The following is a 17433-nucleotide window of genomic DNA, read 5'->3' on the forward strand; positions in this document are numbered from 1 at the left end:
CTCTCAAAGTCCTCGGTGCGGGGCCGCGGGCCCGTCGTTCGAACCGACCGTCTGCAGCTGCAGGAGGTACGGGTTCGTCGCGCGTTCGCGGCCAATGGTCGTCGTCGGGCCGTGGCCGGGCAGCACCACCGTGTCGTCGGGCAAGGTCATGACCTTGCTCTGCAGGGACGACAGCATCGCGGAGTGGTCACCGCCGGGCAGGTCGGTGCGTCCGATCGAACCGGCGAAGAGCGTGTCACCCGAGATCACCAGGCGACCCCCTTCCTGCGCGCCGGAGCGGAACATCACCGACCCGCCGGTATGGCCCGGCGTGTGGTCGACGGTGATCCGCAGGCCGGCGAGGTCGAGCTCGAGGCCGTCGGTCAGCTCGCGGACCTCCGAGGGCTCGCGCATCTCGAGGTTGCCGCCGAAGAACGCGGCGGACTCGGCGCTGACGCCCTTGAGCGGGTCCGACAGCATCGCCACGTCGTCCGGGTGGATGTACGCCGGGACGTCGTTGCCGTCGCAGACCGGGGTGACGGAGAACGTGTGGTCGAAGTGCCCGTGCGTGAGCAGCACGGCGACAGGCGCGAGGCGGTGCTTGCGCAAGGCCTGCTCGATCGGCTCGACCGCGTCCTGACCGGGGTCGATGATCACGCAGGGCTCGCCCTCACCGGCCGCCAGGACGAAGCAGTTCGCCTGGAGCGCCCCGGTGGGGAACCCGATCACGAGCACGAAAATGACCTCCCTGTTCAAGGACAGCCTAACCACCACACAAAGCTCATATGCCCAGGCCCTAGACTGCCGAGCCGACCGCCCTATTCGCATGAGTCCCTGGGGAGGGAGCACGTGCCCACCAACGAGCAGCGACGCGCGGCAGCCAAGCGCAAGCTTGAGCGTCAGATGGTCTACCGCCAGGAGCGGGCCAAGAAGCGTCGCATCATCGCCGTCGTGTCGACGGTCGTCGTTGTTGCGCTCGTCGGAGGTGGCGTGTGGTTCCTCGCGACCAACGACGTATTCGGCAACGGTGACGCCGCGGCGTCGGAGACTCCCACCCAGGAGTCGGTGGACAAGGCGGAGAACATCCCCACCGCGCTGCACCAGATCCCGAAGCGCCCCCAGGCGCTGCCGGAGAAGGTGAACTGTGAATACACGAAGGGCCAGGAGCCGGCGGCCAAGGAGAACACGCCGCCCGCGAACGGCGAGCAGTCCTCGGTCGGCACGGTCGGTGTCACGCTCGGCACCTCGATCGGCGACCTGAAGTTCAACCTGGACCGCTCGCTCGCGCCGTGCACGGTGAACAACTTCGTCGAGCTCGCGAAGCAGAAGTACTTCGACAACACGACCTGCCACCGCCTCGTGGTGACCGGCATCCAGGTCCTGCAGTGCGGCGACCCCGGCGGCAACGGCATGGGCGGCCCCGGCTACTCGTTCAAGGACGAGGTCTACCCGGAGCTCACCTACGGCCGCGGCGTGCTCGCCATGGCGAACTCGGGCCCGGACACGAACGGCTCGCAGTTCTTCATCGTCTACGGCGACGGCGCGAACCTGCAGGCCAAGTACACGATCTTCGGCACGGTCGACGAGGACTCGCTGAAGAAGATCGACGAGGTCGCGAAGACCGGCACGATCTCGCAGCAGCCGGGCCAGGGCGACGGCAAGCCGAAGACGCCGGTCGACATCAAGTCGGCGCTGGTCGCGAACTAAGAGCTACCCGGACACGACGGAGCCCCCGCCCTCTTCAGGACGGGGGCTCCTCTCGTCTCTCGCCCCAGTGCCGGCCTACGAGGCCGACGTCACGCGGTACACGTCGTAGACGCCCTCAATGCCGCGCACGGCCTTCAGAACGTGACCGAGGTGCTTCGGATCGCCCATCTCGAACGAGAACCGGCTGACGGCCACCCTGTCGCGTGACGTCGTCACCGACGCCGACAGGATGTTCACGCGCTCGTCGGCCAGCACCTTCGTGACGTCCGAGAGAAGCCGGTGCCGGTCGAGCGCCTCCACCTGGATGGCGACCAGGAACACGCTGGAGGCCGACGGTGCCCACTCGACGTCGAGGAGCCGTTCCGGCGACTTGAGCAGTTCCTCCGCGTTCGTGCAGTCGGTGCGGTGCACGGACACGCCGCCGCCCCGCGTCACGAAGCCGAGGATGTCGTCGCCCGGCACCGGGGTGCAGCAGCGGGCGAGCTTCACCCACACGTCGCCCGCGTCCTTGACGATCACGCCCGCGTCGCCGGTGGGGCGGCGCCGGGTGACGGTGGACGGGGTGGCGCGGTCGGCCAGTTCCTCCTCGGCGTGGTCCACACCGCCGAGCTGCGCGACGAGCCGTTGCACGACGTGGCGGGCGGAGGTGTGCCCCTCCCCGACCGCCGCGTACAGCGCGCTCATGTCCGGGTAGTGCAGTTCCTTCGCGAGGGCCTGCATCGAGTCGACCGAGACCAGGCGCTGGATCGGAAGCCCGACGCGCCGAACCTCCTTGGTGATCGCGTCCTTGCCCTGCTCGATCGCCTCTTCCTTGCGCTCCTTGGCGAACCACTGCTTGATCTTCGCCTTGGCGCGCGGGGACGCCACGAAGCTCAGCCAGTCGCGGGACGGGCCCGCGCCCTCCGCCTTGGACGTGAAGATCTCGACGACCTCGCCGTTCTCGAGCTTGCGCTCCAGAGCGACCAGGCGACCGTTCACGCGGGCACCGATGCAGCGGTGACCCACCTCGGTGTGGACGGAGTAGGCGAAGTCGACCGGCGTGGAGCCCGTCGGCAACGTCTCCACGTCCCCCTTGGGCGTGAACACGAAGATCTCGCGCGCGGCGAGGTCCCAGCGCAGGCCCTCGAGGAACTCACCGGGGTCCGCGGCTTCCCGCTGCCAGTCGAGGAGCTGACGCATCCACGCCATCTCGTCGATCTCGACGGACTTGCCGTTGTGGGTGCCCTTGGTCTCCTTGTAGCGCCAGTGCGCCGCGATGCCGTACTCGGCCCTCTGGTGCATCTCCTGGGTGCGGATCTGCACTTCCAGGGGCTTGCCGTCGGGTCCGATCACGGTCGTGTGCAGCGACTGGTAGACGCCGAACCGCGGCTGCGCGATGTAGTCCTTGAACCGCCCCGGCATCGGCTGCCAGGCGGCGTGGACGACGCCCATCGCGGCGTAGCAGTCCCGCACCTCGTCCACCAGGATCCGGACGCCCACGAGGTCGTGGATGTCGTCGAAGTCCCGGCCGCGGACGATCATCTTCTGGTTGATCGAGTAGTAGTGCTTCGGCCTGCCCTCGACCTTCGCCACGATCCTGGCCGTCTCGAGCTGACCGTTCAGCTCGTCGACGACGGACCGCAGGTAGGTGTCACGACTCGGCGCGCGCTTCGCGACCAGGCGGACGATCTCGTCGTACTTCTTCGGCTGCAGGATGGCGAACGCCAGGTCCTCCAGCTCCCACTTGACCGTCGCCATGCCCAGCCGGTGGGCCAGGGGTGCGAGCACCTCGAGCGTTTCGCGGGCCTTGCGGGCCTGCTTCTCGGGCGGCAGGAACCGCATCGTGCGCATGTTGTGCAGCCGGTCGGCAAGTTTGATGACCAGGACCCGCGGGTCCTTGGCCATCGCGATGACCATCTTGCGGATGGTCTCCGCCTCGGCAGCCGCCCCCAGCTTGACCTTGTCGAGCTTCGTCACCCCGTCGACCAGCCGGGCGACTTCCTCACCGAAGTCTTCCTTGAGCTGGTTGAGCGAGTAGTCGGTGTCTTCCACGGTGTCGTGCAGCAGCGCGGCCACCAGCGTCGTGGTGTCCATGCCCAGCTCGGCGAGGATCGTCGCCACGGCGAGCGGGTGGGTGATGTACGGATCGCCGGACTTGCGGCGCTGCGGGCGGTGCTTCTCCTCGGCAACGTCATACGCGTGCTGCAGAAGCGCCAGATCGGCCTTGGGATGGAGGTCACGGTGCACGGCGGCGAGAGGTTCGAGGACCTGCTTCACCGGGGCCGCACGTTGGGCGGTGATGCGCCGCGCAAGGCGGGCGCGCACACGCCGGGTAGCCGACGGTTGAACAACCGTCGCAGCGGGTTCGGTGTCTTGACTCAACCCCACGCTCCTCGGGTCTCGCGAGTACCGAGGATAACGCGTTTACCGTGATGAAACTTCCGATGGCGCGGTGAGCGGCACAGCTCACACGGTGAACGCCGCACAAACTTCCGTTGAGCCGATCAGGCGACGCTCACCACGAACGCCCGCCAGGCGTCAGCGGAGAACGCCAGAACCTCACCTTGGGTGGCCTTGGAATCACGCACGAGAGCGTCCTGGGCGAGCGACACCTCGACGCAGGCGCTGTCGCCCTGAGGACCGCTGTAGGTGCTCTTACGCCAACTCCGGTTGTGGCTCATCGGAGTCCTTTCGGAGATTGCTGACGTAGCTCGCCAGCACGCTCCGCGATTGTCCCTCATCCAACGCGAGGGCATCCAACCACTTGAAGAACTCCCGGCAGTCGGCGATGGCTGCGCCGTCGTGCGCGAAGACCCGCGCGAGGTCGGTCTCGCTGTAGGCCATGGGCACCAGCTTCTCGAAGCTGAAAAGCATGCGCGCGGACATTCTGATCACGGCCTGACCAGCGGACATCGGCACTATCCGGAGGATGTGCGTGTTGAACAGCAGGCGCAGGTACTGCTCCTCCATGATCCGCTCGTCGCCCACCTGAAGCTGCAACGCCAACTCGTGCACGTAGAAGCGACAATCCGGTCGATTGGGCCGCTTCAGAATCGCCTGGCGCTCCATCCGCCACCTGAGGTACTTCTCCACCTCCTCCGGCGTGTTCCGGCCAGAGGCGAGCAACGCCTCCGCGTACTCCGGAATCTGAACAAGCCCAGGCACGGACAGCACGTCGAAACTGGTGATCTTCTTGGCTTGCGCTTCCGCCAGGGCCAGGGTGCGCAGGTTGTCGGGGACGGTCACCACGTACGGGTCGAAGGCGTACCGGTAGCGGTCGCGGAAGGCTTCGAAATAGCCCGTGTCGCGCCCGCACGTCAGCAGGTACTGCACGAGGTCGATCTCGCTCGCCCGCGCTTTGCCCTTCTCGATGTTGGAGACCTTGCTCGGGTCCCAGCCGAGCTGTTCCGCGAAGGCGTGGCCCGTCAGCCCCGTGAACTTCTCGCGGAGGCGGCGCAGTTCGTCGCCCAGGTCGCGGCTGTACGCGGTGGAGGTGATCGCAGTCATTCGTCCGACGGTAGGCATTGACCCTCCTCCACGAACCAGCTCCTTCGGGTGAAAACGGGCGCGCCACTAGGCGGCGTGGCGGCCGGTGCGGTGGGTCTTGTTAGTCCTGGGTGTGCGGTCGGGGTCGAGCCAGGCAGGTGGGACGAACGTGGGGATTCCATTGTGGAGCTTCACCTCCCAATCGCTTTGGTGGATCAAGGTGTGGTGGTGGCGGCACAGCAGGGCCGCGTTGTTGACGGATGTCTCGCCGCCCTCCGACCAGAACTTCACGTGGTGGGCGTCGCAGTGCTTCGGCGGGCGGTCGCAGCCCGGGAAGGTGCAGCCCTGGTCTCTCGCCACCAGCAGGCGGCGGATCGCGGCGGGGAAGGTCCTCGCCTTGCGGCCTATGTCCACCGCCTCGGACCGGCCGCCCAGCACCACCGGGATCACCCCGGCGTTGCAGGCGAGGCGGCGGACCAGCGTGGCCGGGACGCGGACGCGGTTGTCGAGCGTCGCGAAACCCGTCTTCCCGGCCAGGTTCTCGTACGACATCGTCAGGGTGAGCGTGACCGGCTCGCCGCCGTGCTCCGGCAGACGGTCGGCGCGCAACATCAGGTCGATCAGGTCGGCGAACGCGTCACCCTCGCGCTCAGCACGCGAGCGCGGGTCGACACCTTCTTCCGGAGTGGTCGGGCGTGGCTTGGCCAGCGGATCGATCATCGCCTCAAATTTGGCGCCGGCGACCTTGTCGAGCTTCGCCCACACCTCCAACTGCTCGCCCTTCCACTCCATGCGCAGCCGGTTGACCGGCGCCTGCTCCACGACCTCTTGAGGCTCCGCGTCCCGCTGGTACAGCCGGTACGCCAACTCCCTGCCGAACGCCCGCACAGCACTGGGCTCGTGCGCCTGCGCGAACTCCACCACCGGCGCCTCGGCCTCCGGCGGCAACTCCTTCATCACCTCGGCCACCGCCGAGATGTGCTCGCCGGACAACGAACCCTCCGCCACCGCCACAGCGGTGACAGGCAACTCCGCCTCCAGCACCGAACCGAACGGCGTGACTTCCCGAGCCAGCACCTCGGCCCGGGCGACCCACTGACGAGCCGTCTTCAAGTCCCACCGCACCGCGTGCCGCAGAACCTGAGCAACATTCCGATAACCCAACTCGGCCGCAGCCCCACGCCGAGACAACTCGGCGATCTTCTGCATGACCACATTCTCAAGAACACGAATTTCCACCACGTCACCAACGACTGCGGCAAGCAGCTCGTCGGTAGAAATAAGTCGGAAGTCCCGTTCGCTCATGCGTTCGACACTACCGCAAGATCACAGCATAAAAGCACGTCAGACCGCACACGTTCGGGTGAACAAACTGGACAACCGCTATAGGCGCCGTTAGTGCACTTCTCTCTAGACGCAACGCAACCACTAGCAACCACGCACGCAAATAAAGCCCGATGCACGCACACGGACCACGCCCCGCAACCGCCTTCAGAAATGGACCACAGAAATTCGTTCCGGCACACGCCCGACGAAGGAGGGCATGTGCCGGTTCGGCGAAGCCGGGCCTGTGACAGGAGCACGGCAGCCGCAGCAGAGGGATGCGGGTGTGGGACGGCTGACGGAGCGGCGGCGAGCAGACAGCGGCACGGTGGGGCGACGGCAGCCGCGCGGCAGGGCAGGACGGCGGCGGCATTGGCGGTGGTGGACGGGCAGGGCGCCGGAGTGGCAGCCAGGCGGCGGGACGGCGGGGCGGCGGGGCGGCGGGGCGGCGGGGCGGCGGGGCGGCGGGGCGGCGGGGCGGCGGGGCGGCGGGCAGACGGTAGTGGTGGCGGGGACGCTGAAGGCGGGGGCGGCGGGCACAAGGCGGTGGCCGGCGGGGCACGGGATGGTGCAGCGGGGCGGCCGTGGTGGGCGGGGCGGCTGGTCGAGGCAGGCCAGTTGGGTGGGGGCAGGTGGCCGTGGGACGCCTGACACACTCGGGCTGTGAGGACTTTGTTGTGGTGCGCCGCTATGACGTTCGTGTGGCTTGGCACGATGGCGTACCTGGCCCTCGACGATCCCGGCTACATCGATCCGCGGTCCGTCATCGGGTCGGCGGTGGGCTGGGTGGTGGCCACCGCGTTGAGCTGGCTGGTGTTGCGGCGCGCGAAGGCTCCGAGGTTGTGGGAGATCGCGGTCGTCACGGCTCCTGCGTCGCTGGTGACGCTGGTGTTCGTGAGCGTGGGTGCGGCCTTCGTGGCTCCGCCGCCCGTGGCCTGACGTGGACGACACCGCAGCGGCTGACAGGCTGGGGGGCATGCACTCCCATCGGCCCATTTGGCACTGCCTGGCGTTCGCCGGTGTCTGGTACGCGGCGATCGTCCTGCTCAACCTGGTCACCGGCGGCGGCGGTGAGGGGCTGCGGGCCGCCGTGCTCGGGGTGGTGCCGTGGCTCGGTGCGGCCGCCGCGTTGATGCGGGTCGGGCACGGTGACGTGAAGGCGTGGCGGCTGGTCGTCCTGGGGTTGCCGATCTTCTACTTCCTGTGGGCGATCACCGTGGTCGTCGCCTACCGGTTCGTCGCCGTGCCGGTGTCCGGCTGACATGCGAAAAGGGGACCGGCCAGCAGGCCGGTCCCCTTCCGATCGAAACGTTCCTAGACCGCCATCAGGGCGCTGACCTCGCGGCCCGCGAGCCTGGAGCGTCCGCCCAGGGCGGTGATCTCCAGAACCACGGACACGCCCGTCACGATGCCGCCCGCGCGCTCCACCAGGGTGCACGCCGCCTCGGCGGTGCCGCCGGTGGCGAGCACGTCGTCGACGACGACCACGCGCTGGCCCGGTTGGATGGCGTCGGCGGGGAGCTCCAGGGATGCCTCGCCGTACTCCAGCGCGTACGCCTGGGAGTCGGCGACGACCGGGAGCTTGCCCGGCTTGCGCAGCGGCACGACGCCGTAGCGCCAGCCGTAGCCCAGGGCGGCGCCCAGCAGAAAGCCGCGCGACTCGATGGCGGCGATCACCTGGGTGCTGTCGTCGATCTTGTCCTGGAGGCCGTCGACCACGGCGCGCAGGGCGTCGGGGTCGGTGAGGACCGGCGTGAAGTCCCGGAAGACGACCCCCGGCTGGGGGAAGTCCGGGACTTCACGCATCAGTTCCAGAGCACGATCCAGTTTCAACGCTGGCGCTTCCCGGTCGGGCGGCGGCGGGCGTCGCCTGCCTTGGCGGTGCGGTGGGGCACCGACGCGGCGGCGGCGTACGCCTCCTCCTTGCGCAGGTCGGCGGCGAGCGCGTCGTCGTCGGCCGACTCGATGCCCTCGGCGACCTGCGGGCCCGTGGCCTTGGCGCGGCGGGCGGCCACGCGCTTGGCCTGCGCGATGTACTTCGGGTCGCGCATCTTCAGGTCCACCAGCACCGGGGTGGCGATGAAGATCGAGGACAGGGCACCGATGAACATGCCGACGAGCTGCACGAGCGCCAGGTCCTGCAGGGTGCCGACGCCCAGGATGCCGACGCCGACGACCAGCAGGCCGATGACCGGGAGCAACGCGATCAGCGACGTGTTGATCGAGCGCATCAGGGTCTGGTTCAGCGCCAGGTTCGCCGCCTCGGCGTACGTGCGGCGGGTCAGGCCCAGCAGGCCCCGGGTGTTCTCCTTGACCTTGTCGAACACGACGACCGTGTCGTACAGGGAGAAGCCGAGGATCGTGAGCAGACCGATCACCGTCGCCGGCGTCACCTCGAAGCCGATGAGCGAGTACACGCCGGCGGTGATGATGACGTCGTGGAACACGGCGACGAGCGCGCCGACGGCCATCTGCCACTCGAAGTAGAACACCAGGAACAGCGTCACCGCGATGAAGAACCAGAACAGGGCCCACAGGGCCTTGCCGCTGATCTCACCGCCCCAGGACGCGGAGACGGCGCTGTCGGAGATCGACGACTGGCCGCCCTGCGGCTGCAGGTCCTGCGCGAGGCCGGTCTTGAGCGTCGCGACCTCCGCGACGTTCAGCGCCGGCGACTTCAGCTGGATCGTCGCGCTGGCACCGGAACCGACGGCCTGCACGGCGTTCGGCTTCTTGCCGGGCAGGGCCTTCGCGTACGCGTCCTCGACGGCCGAGGTCGAGATGGTCTGGCCGCTCGCCGACACGGACGGCATCGAGATCTTCGTGCCGCCCTTGAAGTCGATGCCCAGGTTGAAGCCGTTGAACACCATCGAGCCGATGCAGACCAGCAGGATGATGCCGGACACGATGTACCAGCGGGTGCGCTTGCCGACGATGTCGAAGGCGCCGTTGCCCACGTAGAGGCGCGAGAGCACGCTCATGTCAGGCCTCCTTCACGGCGGTCGTCTTGCCGGTCGTGGTGGCGCGGTGTGCGGCACCCTCGCGGGCGGCACCGCCCAGGCCGGACAGGCTCGGGTTGGACAGGAGCTTGGACTTGGACGCCATCGCGACCAGCGGGTGCGTCACGAGGAACACGACGACGAGGTCGAGGACCGTCGACATGCCCAGGGTGAACGCGAAGCCCTTCACCTGGCCGACCGCGATCACGTACAGCACGGCGGCGGCGATGAAGCTGACCGCGTCGGCGGAAAGGATCGTGCGGCGCGAACGGACCCATGCGCGCGGCACGGCCGAACGGAACGAACGGCCTTCACGCACTTCGTCTTTCAGTCGTTCGAAGAAGACGATGAACGAGTCCGCGGTGATACCGATGGCGACGATGAAACCGGCGATGCCCGCCAGGTCCAGCGTGAAGCCGATGACGCGGCCGAGCAGGACCAGCACGGCGTAGATGATCACGCCGGAGAGCACCAGCGACAGGATCGTCAGGATGCCGAGCAGGCGGTAGTAGAACATGCAGTAGACGAAGACCAGCGCGAGGCCGATGCCGCCCGCGATGAGACCCGCCTTGAGCGACTGCAGGCCGAGCGTCGGGGACACCGTCTGCGCCTCGGAGGAGTCGAAGGACAGCGGCAGCGCGCCGTACTTCAGCGTGTTCGCGAGGTTCGTGGCTTCCTTCAGCGTGAACTTGCCGCTGATCTCGGTGGAACCACCGGAGATGGCCGACTGGATGGTCGGCGCGGACATGACCTCGCCGTCGAGCACGACCGCGACGGCCTGCTGGACGTTGGCCGCGGTGAACGAGCCCCACTTCGTGCCGCCCTCGGACTTGAAGTCCAGGTTGACGACGTAGCCGGTGCCGTTCGGGTTGGCGTTCGCGGCGGCGTTGCTGATGTCCTCACCGGTCAGGCGGGAGTAGTTCGAGTAGTCGTCCGCCTTGGTCTCGGTGTCCTCCTTGGGAGGGTTGACCGGGGCCAGCGTGTACTTGAACTCGCCCTTCTCGTCACAGGTGACGAGGGGCTTGTCGAGGTCGTCGTTGCCGCGCAACGGGTCGGCCTTCGTGCAGTCGAGCATGAGCGCGGCCTGCTGCAGGACCTGCGGGTCCGTGGACTGGCGCAGCGCCTTCGCCTCCTGGATCTCCTTCGCGACCTTCGGGTCGACGTTGGAGGGGGCGGACGGCGTGCTGGGCGCGGTGCTGGACGGCGCGGCGCTGCTCGACGGCGGCGTGCTGGAGGGCTGCGCGGCCAGGTTCGGCGCGGGACGGCCCTGGGGGGCACCGCTCGACGGCGGGGCCTGGCCCGCGCTCTGGCTCGGCGGGGCCGACGGCGGGGTGCTCGCGCTGCCGGACGGCGGCGTGCTCGACTGCGTCGGGTTCGGGGCGGCGCCCGCGGGGATCGGCTGGCCGATGACCTTGCGGAACGCGAGGCGGGCGGTCTGGCCGAGGCCCTTCGCGCCTTCGCTGTCCGCGCCCGGGACCGTGATCACCAGGTTGTTGCCGTCGCGCACGACCTCGGCACCGGAGACGCCGAGACCGTTCACGCGGACCTCGATGAGGTCACGTGCGCGGTTGAGCGCCTCCTCGCTGGGCTGGGCCCCGTCTTCCTGACGCGCGGTCAGCGTGACGAGCGTGCCACCCTGCAGGTCGATTCCGAGCTTGGGTTTGGCCGAACCGTTCCCGGTCAAAAAGACCAGGGCGTAGAGCGCGACCACGATGAGGACAAAACTCGCCAGATACTTCGCAGGGCGAATTTGCCCGGCCGGAGGTGCCACGATCCGTCCGTCTCCTAGTAGCGATGGTTTCCGAGCGCGCAGCGTAACGCGCGCCAGGTGAGCTGCGCGTCACTACCTGGAGTTGGCGGTGTTCACAGTTGCCAACTCCAGGTGTCACGAATCAGTTGGTTACTTCTTGGCGTTGTGGTCCAAGGGCTCCGCGACCTGTGCGGTGGTCGCCGGCTCCTCGTCCTCGTCCGCCTTGTCGTCGACGACGACGGCCTCCTCGGTCTCCGCGACCTTCTCGCGGATCGCGGCGCGCAGCCAGCGGGTGACGACGCCCTCGGAGATCTCGATGTCGATGGTGGTGTCGTGGCTCGCGTCGGCGACGGTGCCGTACAGACCCGACGTCGTCATCACCTTGTCACCGGGCGCGAGGGAGTTCTGCAGCTGCTGCTGCTCGGCCATCGCGCGCTTCTGCTTGCGCGCGCTGAGGAACAGCGGCACGGCGAGCAGAACCAGAAGCAACGGGAAAAGCAAACTGCCTAGGTCCATCATTCTCCGATCAAGTGGACATGCCTCGACGCACGCCCGATATGTCCAGGTGCTTTCGCCGATTGTGCCAGGTCACCACAGTTGATCACCGGCGGGCGGTTCCAGCCCCAGGTGGTACCACGCCGCTGGAGTCGCCACCCGGCCGCGCGGGGTCCTCGCCAGCATGCCAGCCCGGACCAGATAGGGCTCGCACACCTCTTCGACGGTCGTCGGCTCCTCACCGACCGCGACCGCGAGGGTCGAGACGCCGACCGGGCCGCCGCCGAAGCTCTTGACCAGGGCCGAGAGCACCGCGCGGTCGAGGCGGTCGAGACCGAGCTGGTCGACGTCGTAGACCTCGAGCGCCTGCTTGGAGATCTCCTCCGTGACCCGGCCGTCGGCCCTGACCTCGGCGAAGTCGCGGACGCGGCGCAGCAGCCTGTTCGCGATGCGGGGGGTGCCGCGGGAGCGCCCTGCGATCTCGAGGGCGGCGTCCTCGGCGATGTCGACGCCGAGGATCTTGGCGCTGCGCTTCACGATGAGGTCGAGCTCGTCGGCGCTGTAGAACTCCATGTGGCCGGTGAAGCCGAAGCGGTCGCGCAGCGGCCCGGTCAGCGCTCCGGACCTCGTCGTGGCTCCTACCAGCGTGAACGGCGCGATGTCGAGCGGGATGCTGGTCGCGCCGGGGCCCTTGCCGACGACGACGTCGACGCGGAAGTCCTCCATCGCGAGGTAGAGCATCTCCTCCGCGGGCCGGGCCATGCGGTGGATCTCGTCGATGAACAGAACGTCGCCCTCGACCAGGTTGGACAGCATCGCGGCGAGGTCGCCCGCGCGTTCCAGGGCAGGGCCGCTGGTGATGCGGATGGCGCTGCCGAGCTCCTTCGCGATGATCATGGCGAGGGAGGTCTTGCCGAGCCCGGGAGGGCCGCTGAGCAGGACGTGGTCGGGGGCGGTCCCCCGCCTCATCGCGCCGTGCAGCACGAGTTCGAGCTGCTCGCGGACGCGCTGCTGGCCGACGAACTCGTGCAGGTCGGCGGGACGCAGGCTGGTCTCGACGTCGCGCTCGGCCGGCGCGACGTACGGGCTGAGCTCGTCCTCGGTCACTTGCGCCCCAGGGTCGCGAGCGCACGGCGCAGGACGGCGGAGGTGGACTGGTCCGGGTTGTCGGAGAGGACCTTGTCGACGGTCGTCTCGGCCGCCTTGGCCGGGAAGCCGAGGCCGAGGAGCGCCTCCACGACGTGGTCGCGCGTCTGGCTGTGCGCGGGCGTCGTGGGCGCGGGGAGCTGACCGACCTTGTCGCGCAGCTCGATGATGAGGCGTTCCGCGCCCTTCTTGCCGATGCCCGGGACCTGCGTGAGCACGGTGATGCTGCCCTCGGCGAGGGCGTGGCGGAGCTTGTCGGGCTCGAGCACGGCGAGCGTGGCCAGCGCGATGCGCGGGCCGATGCCGCTCACGGTCTGCAGCAGGCCGAACAGCTCGCGGGCCTCGGCGTCGGCGAAGCCGAAGAGGGTGAGGCTGTCCTCGCGGACGACGAGGGTGGTGGCGAGCGTGGTCTCCTCGCCGCGGCGCAGGCTCGCGAGGGTGGTGGGCGTGGCCTGCACGGCGAACCCGACGCCGCCCACCTCGACGACGGCGTGGTCGAGGCCGACGTGCTGCACCTGGCCGCGCAGTGACGAGATCACCTGGTTCCTCCGGACTTCACGAGCTGGACCTTAGTTGGCGCGCTTGGCCGCTTCGGCCAGCTTCGCCTTGTGCACGCGGGCGAGCTCCGCCGCGCGGGCCTGTGCTTCCTCGAGCCTGCTGCGCATCGGCGCGCGCCAGTGGTGGCAGATGGCGAGCGCCAGGGCGTCCGCCGCGTCGGCGGGCTTCGGGGCGACCTTCAACCCCAGCAGCTTGGTCACCATGGCGGTCACCTGCGCCTTGTCCGCGCGGCCCGATCCGGTGACGGCGGCCTTCACCTCGGACGGCGTGTGGAACTCGACCGGCAGGTTCCGCTGCGCGGCGGCCAGTGCGACGACACCCGACGCCTGCGCGACCCCCATCGCGGTGCGGACGTTGTGCTGCGCGAAGACGCGTTCGATGGCGACGACCTGTGGTTCGTAACGGTCGAGCCACACGCAGACGCCGTCGTACAGCTCATGCAGGCGCACGGACAGCGGAGCGTCGACGGGCGTGCGCAGGACGTCGACGGCCACGGCGCGCACGACCCGGCCCGGCCCGCCGTCGACCACGCCGAAGCCGCACCTGGTCAGACCGGGGTCGACCCCGAACACCCGCACAACAGCTCCCCGGATCGCCGAACGAACAACAGTTCGAACCATATCCGGTGCACCCATGGGTGACCCGCACCGACACGGGCTGACGCGGTTCGACAAGTCCACGCCGCCGTTACTACGGTGGTCGGGTTTCGATCACAGGAGACACGGTGCAGAGGTTCTGGGTCGTCGCCGCGTGCGTCGGCACGTTCATGGCGATCGCCATCCTCACCGCCCTGACCGCGCCCCGCGATATCGGTATCGCAATCGACAAGGTCGTGCAGCTCGTCTTCGCCATCGCGGCGTTGGTCGCCTACGCGCGCGCCCGCGACAAGTGGATGACGGCGGCCATGGCCAGCCTGACCGTCGGGCTGTCCGCGTGGATCTGGGGCCAGCAGATCATGGGCGTGCAGTTGCCGTCGTCCACGATCGCGCCGCTCGGCTTCACGATGGTGCCGGTCCTCTGCCTGGCCGCGGTCGTCGTGAAGGCGCAGAAGCGCACGGCCGGCGACCTGCTGCCGAACTACCGCAGCCGCACGGTGATCGTGCTCGACGGGCTGATCGTGATCGGGTCGCTGTTCGTGCTGACGTGGGTGTCGGCACTCGAGTCGCTGACCCGCGCGTGGGCCACGGAGGGGCCGGGGTTCGCGACCGTCGTCGCCCATCCCGCCGCGTACCTCGTGCTGCTCGTGGCGATCGTGGTCATGTCGTGGACGCATCAGGCCGTGCGTCAGTGGCCGATGCTCTTCATCGCACTGGCCGGTATCGCGCAGTCGTCGTCGGGCTGGGTGTTCGCGTTCCACATCGCCCAGGGCAACACGGTGATCCCGGCGACCGCGGACATCGGCTTCATGTTGTGCCCGGCGTTCTTCCTGCTGAGCGCACTCGCTCCGGCGCGCACCCTCGAACCCACGCCTGGACGCCTGCGCACGGCCGATTTCCTGCACCTGTCCGTGCCATACCTGCCGCTCGCGGTCACCGGCCTCTTCATCAGCTGGAACACCGCGACGGGCGGGCGCCTCAACCCGGTCGAGATCTACGTCGGCATCCTGGTCGTGTGTCTCGTGATCGTGCGTCAGTTGCTCACGATGATGGACAACGTCCGGCTGATGGACCAACTGCGAGTCTCTCGCGAGCAGCTACGGCACGAGGCGACGCACGACCCGTTGACCGGCGTGGCGAACCGCTCGCTCTTCCGCGAACGGCTGGAGCGCGCTCTGGCAGTGCGTGACCGCGCGAGGCCGTTGATCCTGCTGTTCATCGACGTGGACGGCTTCAAGGCCGTCAACGACAACCACGGCCACGCCGAGGGCGACGCCGTTCTGCGCAACGTCGCCGCACGGCTGAAGAACAACGTCCGGCCGGAGGACACCGTGGCGCGGCTCGGCGGCGACGAGTTCGGCGTGCTGGTCGACGGCGGTGACGCGGACGAGATCGGCGCGCGGCTGCTCAGCGCGTTGGGACATCCGCACGAGGTGCTGGGCCGGGTGCACCGGGTGCACGCCAGCATCGGTGTGGCGCAACGGTTCTCGCACGACCCCTCGATCACCGCCGACGACGTGCTGCGGGCCGCGGACGCCGCGATGTACACGGCGAAGCGGCTCGGCAAGGGCATGGTCGTCGTGCACGGTTCACCGCTACCGGAGATGACGTGACCCCTGAGCAGTTGATTTCCTCGCTGGGCATGCAGGAGCTCCCCGTGGAGGGCGGGTACTTCGCGCAGACGCACCGCTCCGACGAGGCGTCCGCGATCGCGTACCTGTTGCGCAGCCCCGACTTCTCCGGGATGCACGTGCTGGAGCACCTGGAGATCTACCACTTCCACGCGGGGTCGCCGTTGCGGATGCTGCTGCTGCACCCGGACGGCACGGTGACGTCGCCGGTGCTGAGCGCGTCGAACCCGCAGGTCGTGGTGCCCGCGGGAGTGTGGCAGGGCAGCACCCCGGCGGGCGACTGGTCGCTGGTCGGCACGGTCGTGGTGCCGCCGTACACCGACGACGTCGTGGAGTTCGGGCACGCGGACGACCTGTGCGCGCGTTATCCCGCACACGCTGCTCTGATTCGGCCCCTGTGCCGGTTCTAGCTCTCTAGGATCTTCGGAATGGCGCTCGTCCCGCTCAACGGCATCGACCTGAACGTCCAGACCGAGGGGTCCGGCGACCTCGTCGTGCTCGTCATGGGCACCGGCAGCCCCGGCCGCGTCTGGCGCACCTACCAGGTGCCCGCGCTGGTGAAGGCGGGCTACCGGGTGGCGTACTTCGACAACCGCGGCATCAAGCCGTCGTCGGAGTGCGCGGGCGGTTTCACGATCGACGACATGGTGGCCGACACCGCCGCGCTGGTCGAGCACCTGGGCGGCCCGGCGCACGTGATCGGCACGTCGCTGGGCGGGCGCATCGTGCAGGAGCTGGCGCTGACCCGCCCCGAGCTCGTGCGGTCGGCGGTGATGATGGCGACCTCCGGCCGTCCCGAGCCGGTGCAGCAGGCGTGGACGCAGGCCCTGTGCGACCTGCACGACAAGGGCGTCGAGATCCCGCTGCAGTTCTACTCGGTGGCGTCGGTGATCAGGAACCTGTCGCAGAAGACGCTCACCGACCCGGTCATCGCCCGCGACTGGCTGCAGATGTACGAGTTCGCCGGCAACACGCTCAGCGCGGGCGAGCGCGTCCAGCTCGGTCTCGGCGAGTACGACACCCGCCTGGCCGCCTACCGCGCCATCGGGGTGCGGTCGCTGGTCATCGGGTTCGCCGACGACCTCGTGCTGCCGCCGCGGCTGTCGCGCGAGGTGGCGGACGCGATCCCGGGCGCCCGGTACGCCGAGGTCGCCGACGCGGGGCACGTCGGGTACCTGGAGCGGCCGGACGAGGTCAACCGGCTGCTGGTCGAGTTCCTGGCGGGCGCGTGAGCGAGCGGGTCTCGCCGCACGAGCAGTGGCAGGAGATGGTGCGGGAGTACCCCGAGCTGCACGCGTTCCTGGACGGGTTGCGGCCGGGGCAGGTGCTGTCGGGCACGGTGGCGGCGGTCGAGCGCTTCGGGGTGTTCGTGGCACTCGACGACGGCCCTCCGCACCCGTTCTTCCCCGGCGTCGGGTTCGTGACGATCCCGGAGGTGTCCTGGCACCACGACGCGGTGGTCGAGGTCGGACAACGCGTCAGGGGCAGGTTCTTCATCTACGACACGTGGCACATGGAGGCCCGGCTGTCGCTGAAGGCGTTGCAGCCGGACCCCCTCCCCGTGTTCGCCGACGCCGTCACCTCCGGGCAGGAACTTCCAGGTGTGGTGACCGAGGTGGTCCCGATCGGCGTCTTCGTCAGGGTCGGCGACGGCATCGAGGGACTTCTCCACGAGAAGGACCTCCCGTCACCGCCGCCGCAGGTGGGCGATCAGGTGGCGGTCGTCGTCCACGTGGATCGGGAACGGCGCCGTGTGACCCTCACCAGCGGTGGAGGCTGAACTC

At 68.9% G+C, this 17433-nt stretch carries 19 protein-coding genes; 7 read left to right on the forward strand and 12 right to left on the reverse strand.

Translation table 11 applies throughout. The features are described 5' to 3' along the window. Nucleotides 1–3 precede the first annotated feature (3 nt). A complete protein-coding gene (locus BMY74_RS11025; protein WP_089914307.1) occupies nt 4–714 on the reverse strand; it encodes an MBL fold metallo-hydrolase in 711 nt (236 codons plus the stop codon). Between the two features lie 114 nt (nt 715–828). Here BMY74_RS11025 and BMY74_RS11030 point away from each other — a divergent pair, with 114 nt between their 5' ends. Beyond that, nucleotides 829–1686: a peptidylprolyl isomerase gene (locus tag BMY74_RS11030; protein WP_089913739.1), complete on the forward strand. Its 858-nt coding sequence runs from the start codon at nt 829–831 to the stop codon at nt 1684–1686. A 75-nt stretch (nt 1687–1761) separates the two neighbouring features. On the opposite strand, the gene BMY74_RS11035 is transcribed toward BMY74_RS11030, so the two are convergent. The 4 genes from BMY74_RS11035 to BMY74_RS11050 all read right to left on the reverse strand — a co-directional run bounded on the left by BMY74_RS11035 (nt 1762) and on the right by BMY74_RS11050 (nt 6456). Beyond that, nucleotides 1762–4047 (reverse strand): RelA/SpoT family protein, encoded by a 2286-nt coding sequence (locus BMY74_RS11035; RefSeq protein WP_425434831.1) that lies wholly within the window; start codon nt 4045–4047, stop codon nt 1762–1764. Between the two features lie 122 nt (nt 4048–4169). Further along, the gene (locus BMY74_RS11040) at nt 4170–4346 is read right to left on the reverse strand and encodes a DUF397 domain-containing protein (RefSeq protein WP_089913745.1); all 177 of its coding nucleotides are present in this window, start codon (nt 4344–4346) and stop codon (nt 4170–4172) included. Continuing rightward, on the reverse strand, nt 4321–5172 hold the full coding sequence (locus BMY74_RS11045; protein ID WP_177229684.1) for a helix-turn-helix domain-containing protein: 852 nt from the start codon (nt 5170–5172) through the stop codon (nt 4321–4323). Before BMY74_RS11045 ends, BMY74_RS11040 begins: the two co-directional genes overlap by 26 nt. Before the next feature lie 66 nt (nt 5173–5238). After that, nucleotides 5239–6456 (reverse strand): HNH endonuclease signature motif containing protein, encoded by a 1218-nt coding sequence (locus BMY74_RS11050; protein ID WP_089913751.1) that lies wholly within the window; start codon nt 6454–6456, stop codon nt 5239–5241. A gap of 708 nt (nt 6457–7164) precedes the next feature. On the opposite strand from BMY74_RS11050, the gene BMY74_RS11055 reads away from it, so the two are divergent. Continuing rightward, entirely contained in the window at nt 7165–7413 is a 249-nt protein-coding gene (locus tag BMY74_RS11055; RefSeq protein WP_089913754.1) for a hypothetical protein, read from the forward strand. A gap of 37 nt (nt 7414–7450) precedes the next feature. Beyond that, nucleotides 7451–7735, forward strand: a complete 285-nt coding sequence (locus BMY74_RS11060) for a hypothetical protein (protein ID WP_143091530.1) — start codon at nt 7451–7453, stop codon at nt 7733–7735. A gap of 53 nt (nt 7736–7788) precedes the next feature. Here the strand turns inward: BMY74_RS11060 and BMY74_RS11065 are convergent, their stop codons facing one another. The 7 genes from BMY74_RS11065 to ruvC form a co-directional block, all read right to left on the reverse strand. After that, nucleotides 7789–8280, reverse strand: coding sequence for an adenine phosphoribosyltransferase (locus BMY74_RS11065; protein WP_089913760.1), 492 nt, complete (start codon nt 8278–8280; stop codon nt 7789–7791). A gap of 23 nt (nt 8281–8303) precedes the next feature. Next, the gene (gene secF / locus BMY74_RS11070) at nt 8304–9455 is read right to left on the reverse strand and encodes a protein translocase subunit SecF (RefSeq protein WP_089913763.1); all 1152 of its coding nucleotides are present in this window, start codon (nt 9453–9455) and stop codon (nt 8304–8306) included. A gap of 1 nt (nt 9456) precedes the next feature. Beyond that, nucleotides 9457–11244, reverse strand: a complete 1788-nt coding sequence (gene secD, locus BMY74_RS11075; protein WP_089913766.1) for a protein translocase subunit SecD — start codon at nt 11242–11244, stop codon at nt 9457–9459. 129 nt (nt 11245–11373) lie between these two features. After that, nucleotides 11374–11739: a preprotein translocase subunit YajC gene (yajC, locus tag BMY74_RS11080; protein ID WP_089914310.1), complete on the reverse strand. Its 366-nt coding sequence runs from the start codon at nt 11737–11739 to the stop codon at nt 11374–11376. Between the two features lie 72 nt (nt 11740–11811). Further along, complete coding sequence (ruvB, locus tag BMY74_RS11085; protein WP_089913769.1) at nt 11812–12825, reverse strand: Holliday junction branch migration DNA helicase RuvB; 1014 nt, start codon at nt 12823–12825, stop codon at nt 11812–11814. After that, nucleotides 12822–13403, reverse strand: coding sequence for a Holliday junction branch migration protein RuvA (gene ruvA / locus BMY74_RS11090; RefSeq protein ID WP_089913772.1), 582 nt, complete (start codon nt 13401–13403; stop codon nt 12822–12824). Before ruvA ends, ruvB begins: the two co-directional genes overlap by 4 nt. Before the next feature lie 30 nt (nt 13404–13433). After that, nucleotides 13434–14000, reverse strand: a complete 567-nt coding sequence (gene ruvC, locus BMY74_RS11095) for a crossover junction endodeoxyribonuclease RuvC (protein ID WP_177229686.1) — start codon at nt 13998–14000, stop codon at nt 13434–13436. Between the two features lie 146 nt (nt 14001–14146). On the opposite strand from ruvC, the gene BMY74_RS11100 reads away from it, so the two are divergent. Genes BMY74_RS11100 through BMY74_RS11115 form a run of 4 tightly spaced genes read left to right on the forward strand, consistent with a single transcriptional unit; the run spans nt 14147 to nt 17429 of the window. Then, a complete protein-coding gene (locus tag BMY74_RS11100; protein WP_245786035.1) occupies nt 14147–15631 on the forward strand; it encodes a GGDEF domain-containing protein in 1485 nt (494 codons plus the stop codon). Continuing rightward, nucleotides 15628–16059 carry a cupin domain-containing protein gene (locus BMY74_RS11105; protein WP_089913778.1) on the forward strand — a complete coding sequence of 144 codons (432 nt, stop codon included), beginning with the start codon at nt 15628–15630 and terminating at the stop codon, nt 16057–16059. The genes BMY74_RS11100 and BMY74_RS11105 overlap by 4 nt, the downstream gene beginning before the upstream one ends. Nucleotides 16060–16077: 18 nt before the next feature. Continuing rightward, on the forward strand, nt 16078–16881 hold the full coding sequence (locus BMY74_RS11110; RefSeq protein ID WP_089913781.1) for an alpha/beta fold hydrolase: 804 nt from the start codon (nt 16078–16080) through the stop codon (nt 16879–16881). After that, nucleotides 16878–17429, forward strand: coding sequence for a S1 RNA-binding domain-containing protein (locus BMY74_RS11115; RefSeq protein WP_218159596.1), 552 nt, complete (start codon nt 16878–16880; stop codon nt 17427–17429). Before BMY74_RS11110 ends, BMY74_RS11115 begins: the two co-directional genes overlap by 4 nt. Nucleotides 17430–17433 lie beyond the last annotated feature (4 nt).

The organism is Lentzea albida, assembly GCF_900111005.1.
Taxonomy (GTDB): domain Bacteria; phylum Actinomycetota; class Actinomycetes; order Mycobacteriales; family Pseudonocardiaceae; genus Lentzea; species Lentzea albida.

Coding starts and splice junctions, on each gene's coding strand:
- BMY74_RS11045 (WP_177229684.1), bottom strand. CDS start 5,172: ATGACTGCGATCACCTCCACCGCGTACAGCCGCGACCTGGGCGACGAA.
- BMY74_RS11060 (WP_143091530.1), top strand. CDS start 7,451: ATGCACTCCCATCGGCCCATTTGGCACTGCCTGGCGTTCGCCGGTGTC.
- BMY74_RS11055 (WP_089913754.1), top strand. CDS start 7,165: ATGACGTTCGTGTGGCTTGGCACGATGGCGTACCTGGCCCTCGACGAT.
- BMY74_RS11065 (WP_089913760.1), bottom strand. CDS start 8,280: ATGCGTGAAGTCCCGGACTTCCCCCAGCCGGGGGTCGTCTTCCGGGAC.
- BMY74_RS11050 (WP_089913751.1), bottom strand. CDS start 6,456: ATGAGCGAACGGGACTTCCGACTTATTTCTACCGACGAGCTGCTTGCC.
- BMY74_RS11110 (WP_089913781.1), top strand. CDS start 16,078: ATGGCGCTCGTCCCGCTCAACGGCATCGACCTGAACGTCCAGACCGAG.
- secF (WP_089913763.1), bottom strand. CDS start 9,455: ATGAGCGTGCTCTCGCGCCTCTACGTGGGCAACGGCGCCTTCGACATC.
- yajC (WP_089914310.1), bottom strand. CDS start 11,739: ATGGACCTAGGCAGTTTGCTTTTCCCGTTGCTTCTGGTTCTGCTCGCC.
- BMY74_RS11040 (WP_089913745.1), bottom strand. CDS start 4,346: ATGAGCCACAACCGGAGTTGGCGTAAGAGCACCTACAGCGGTCCTCAG.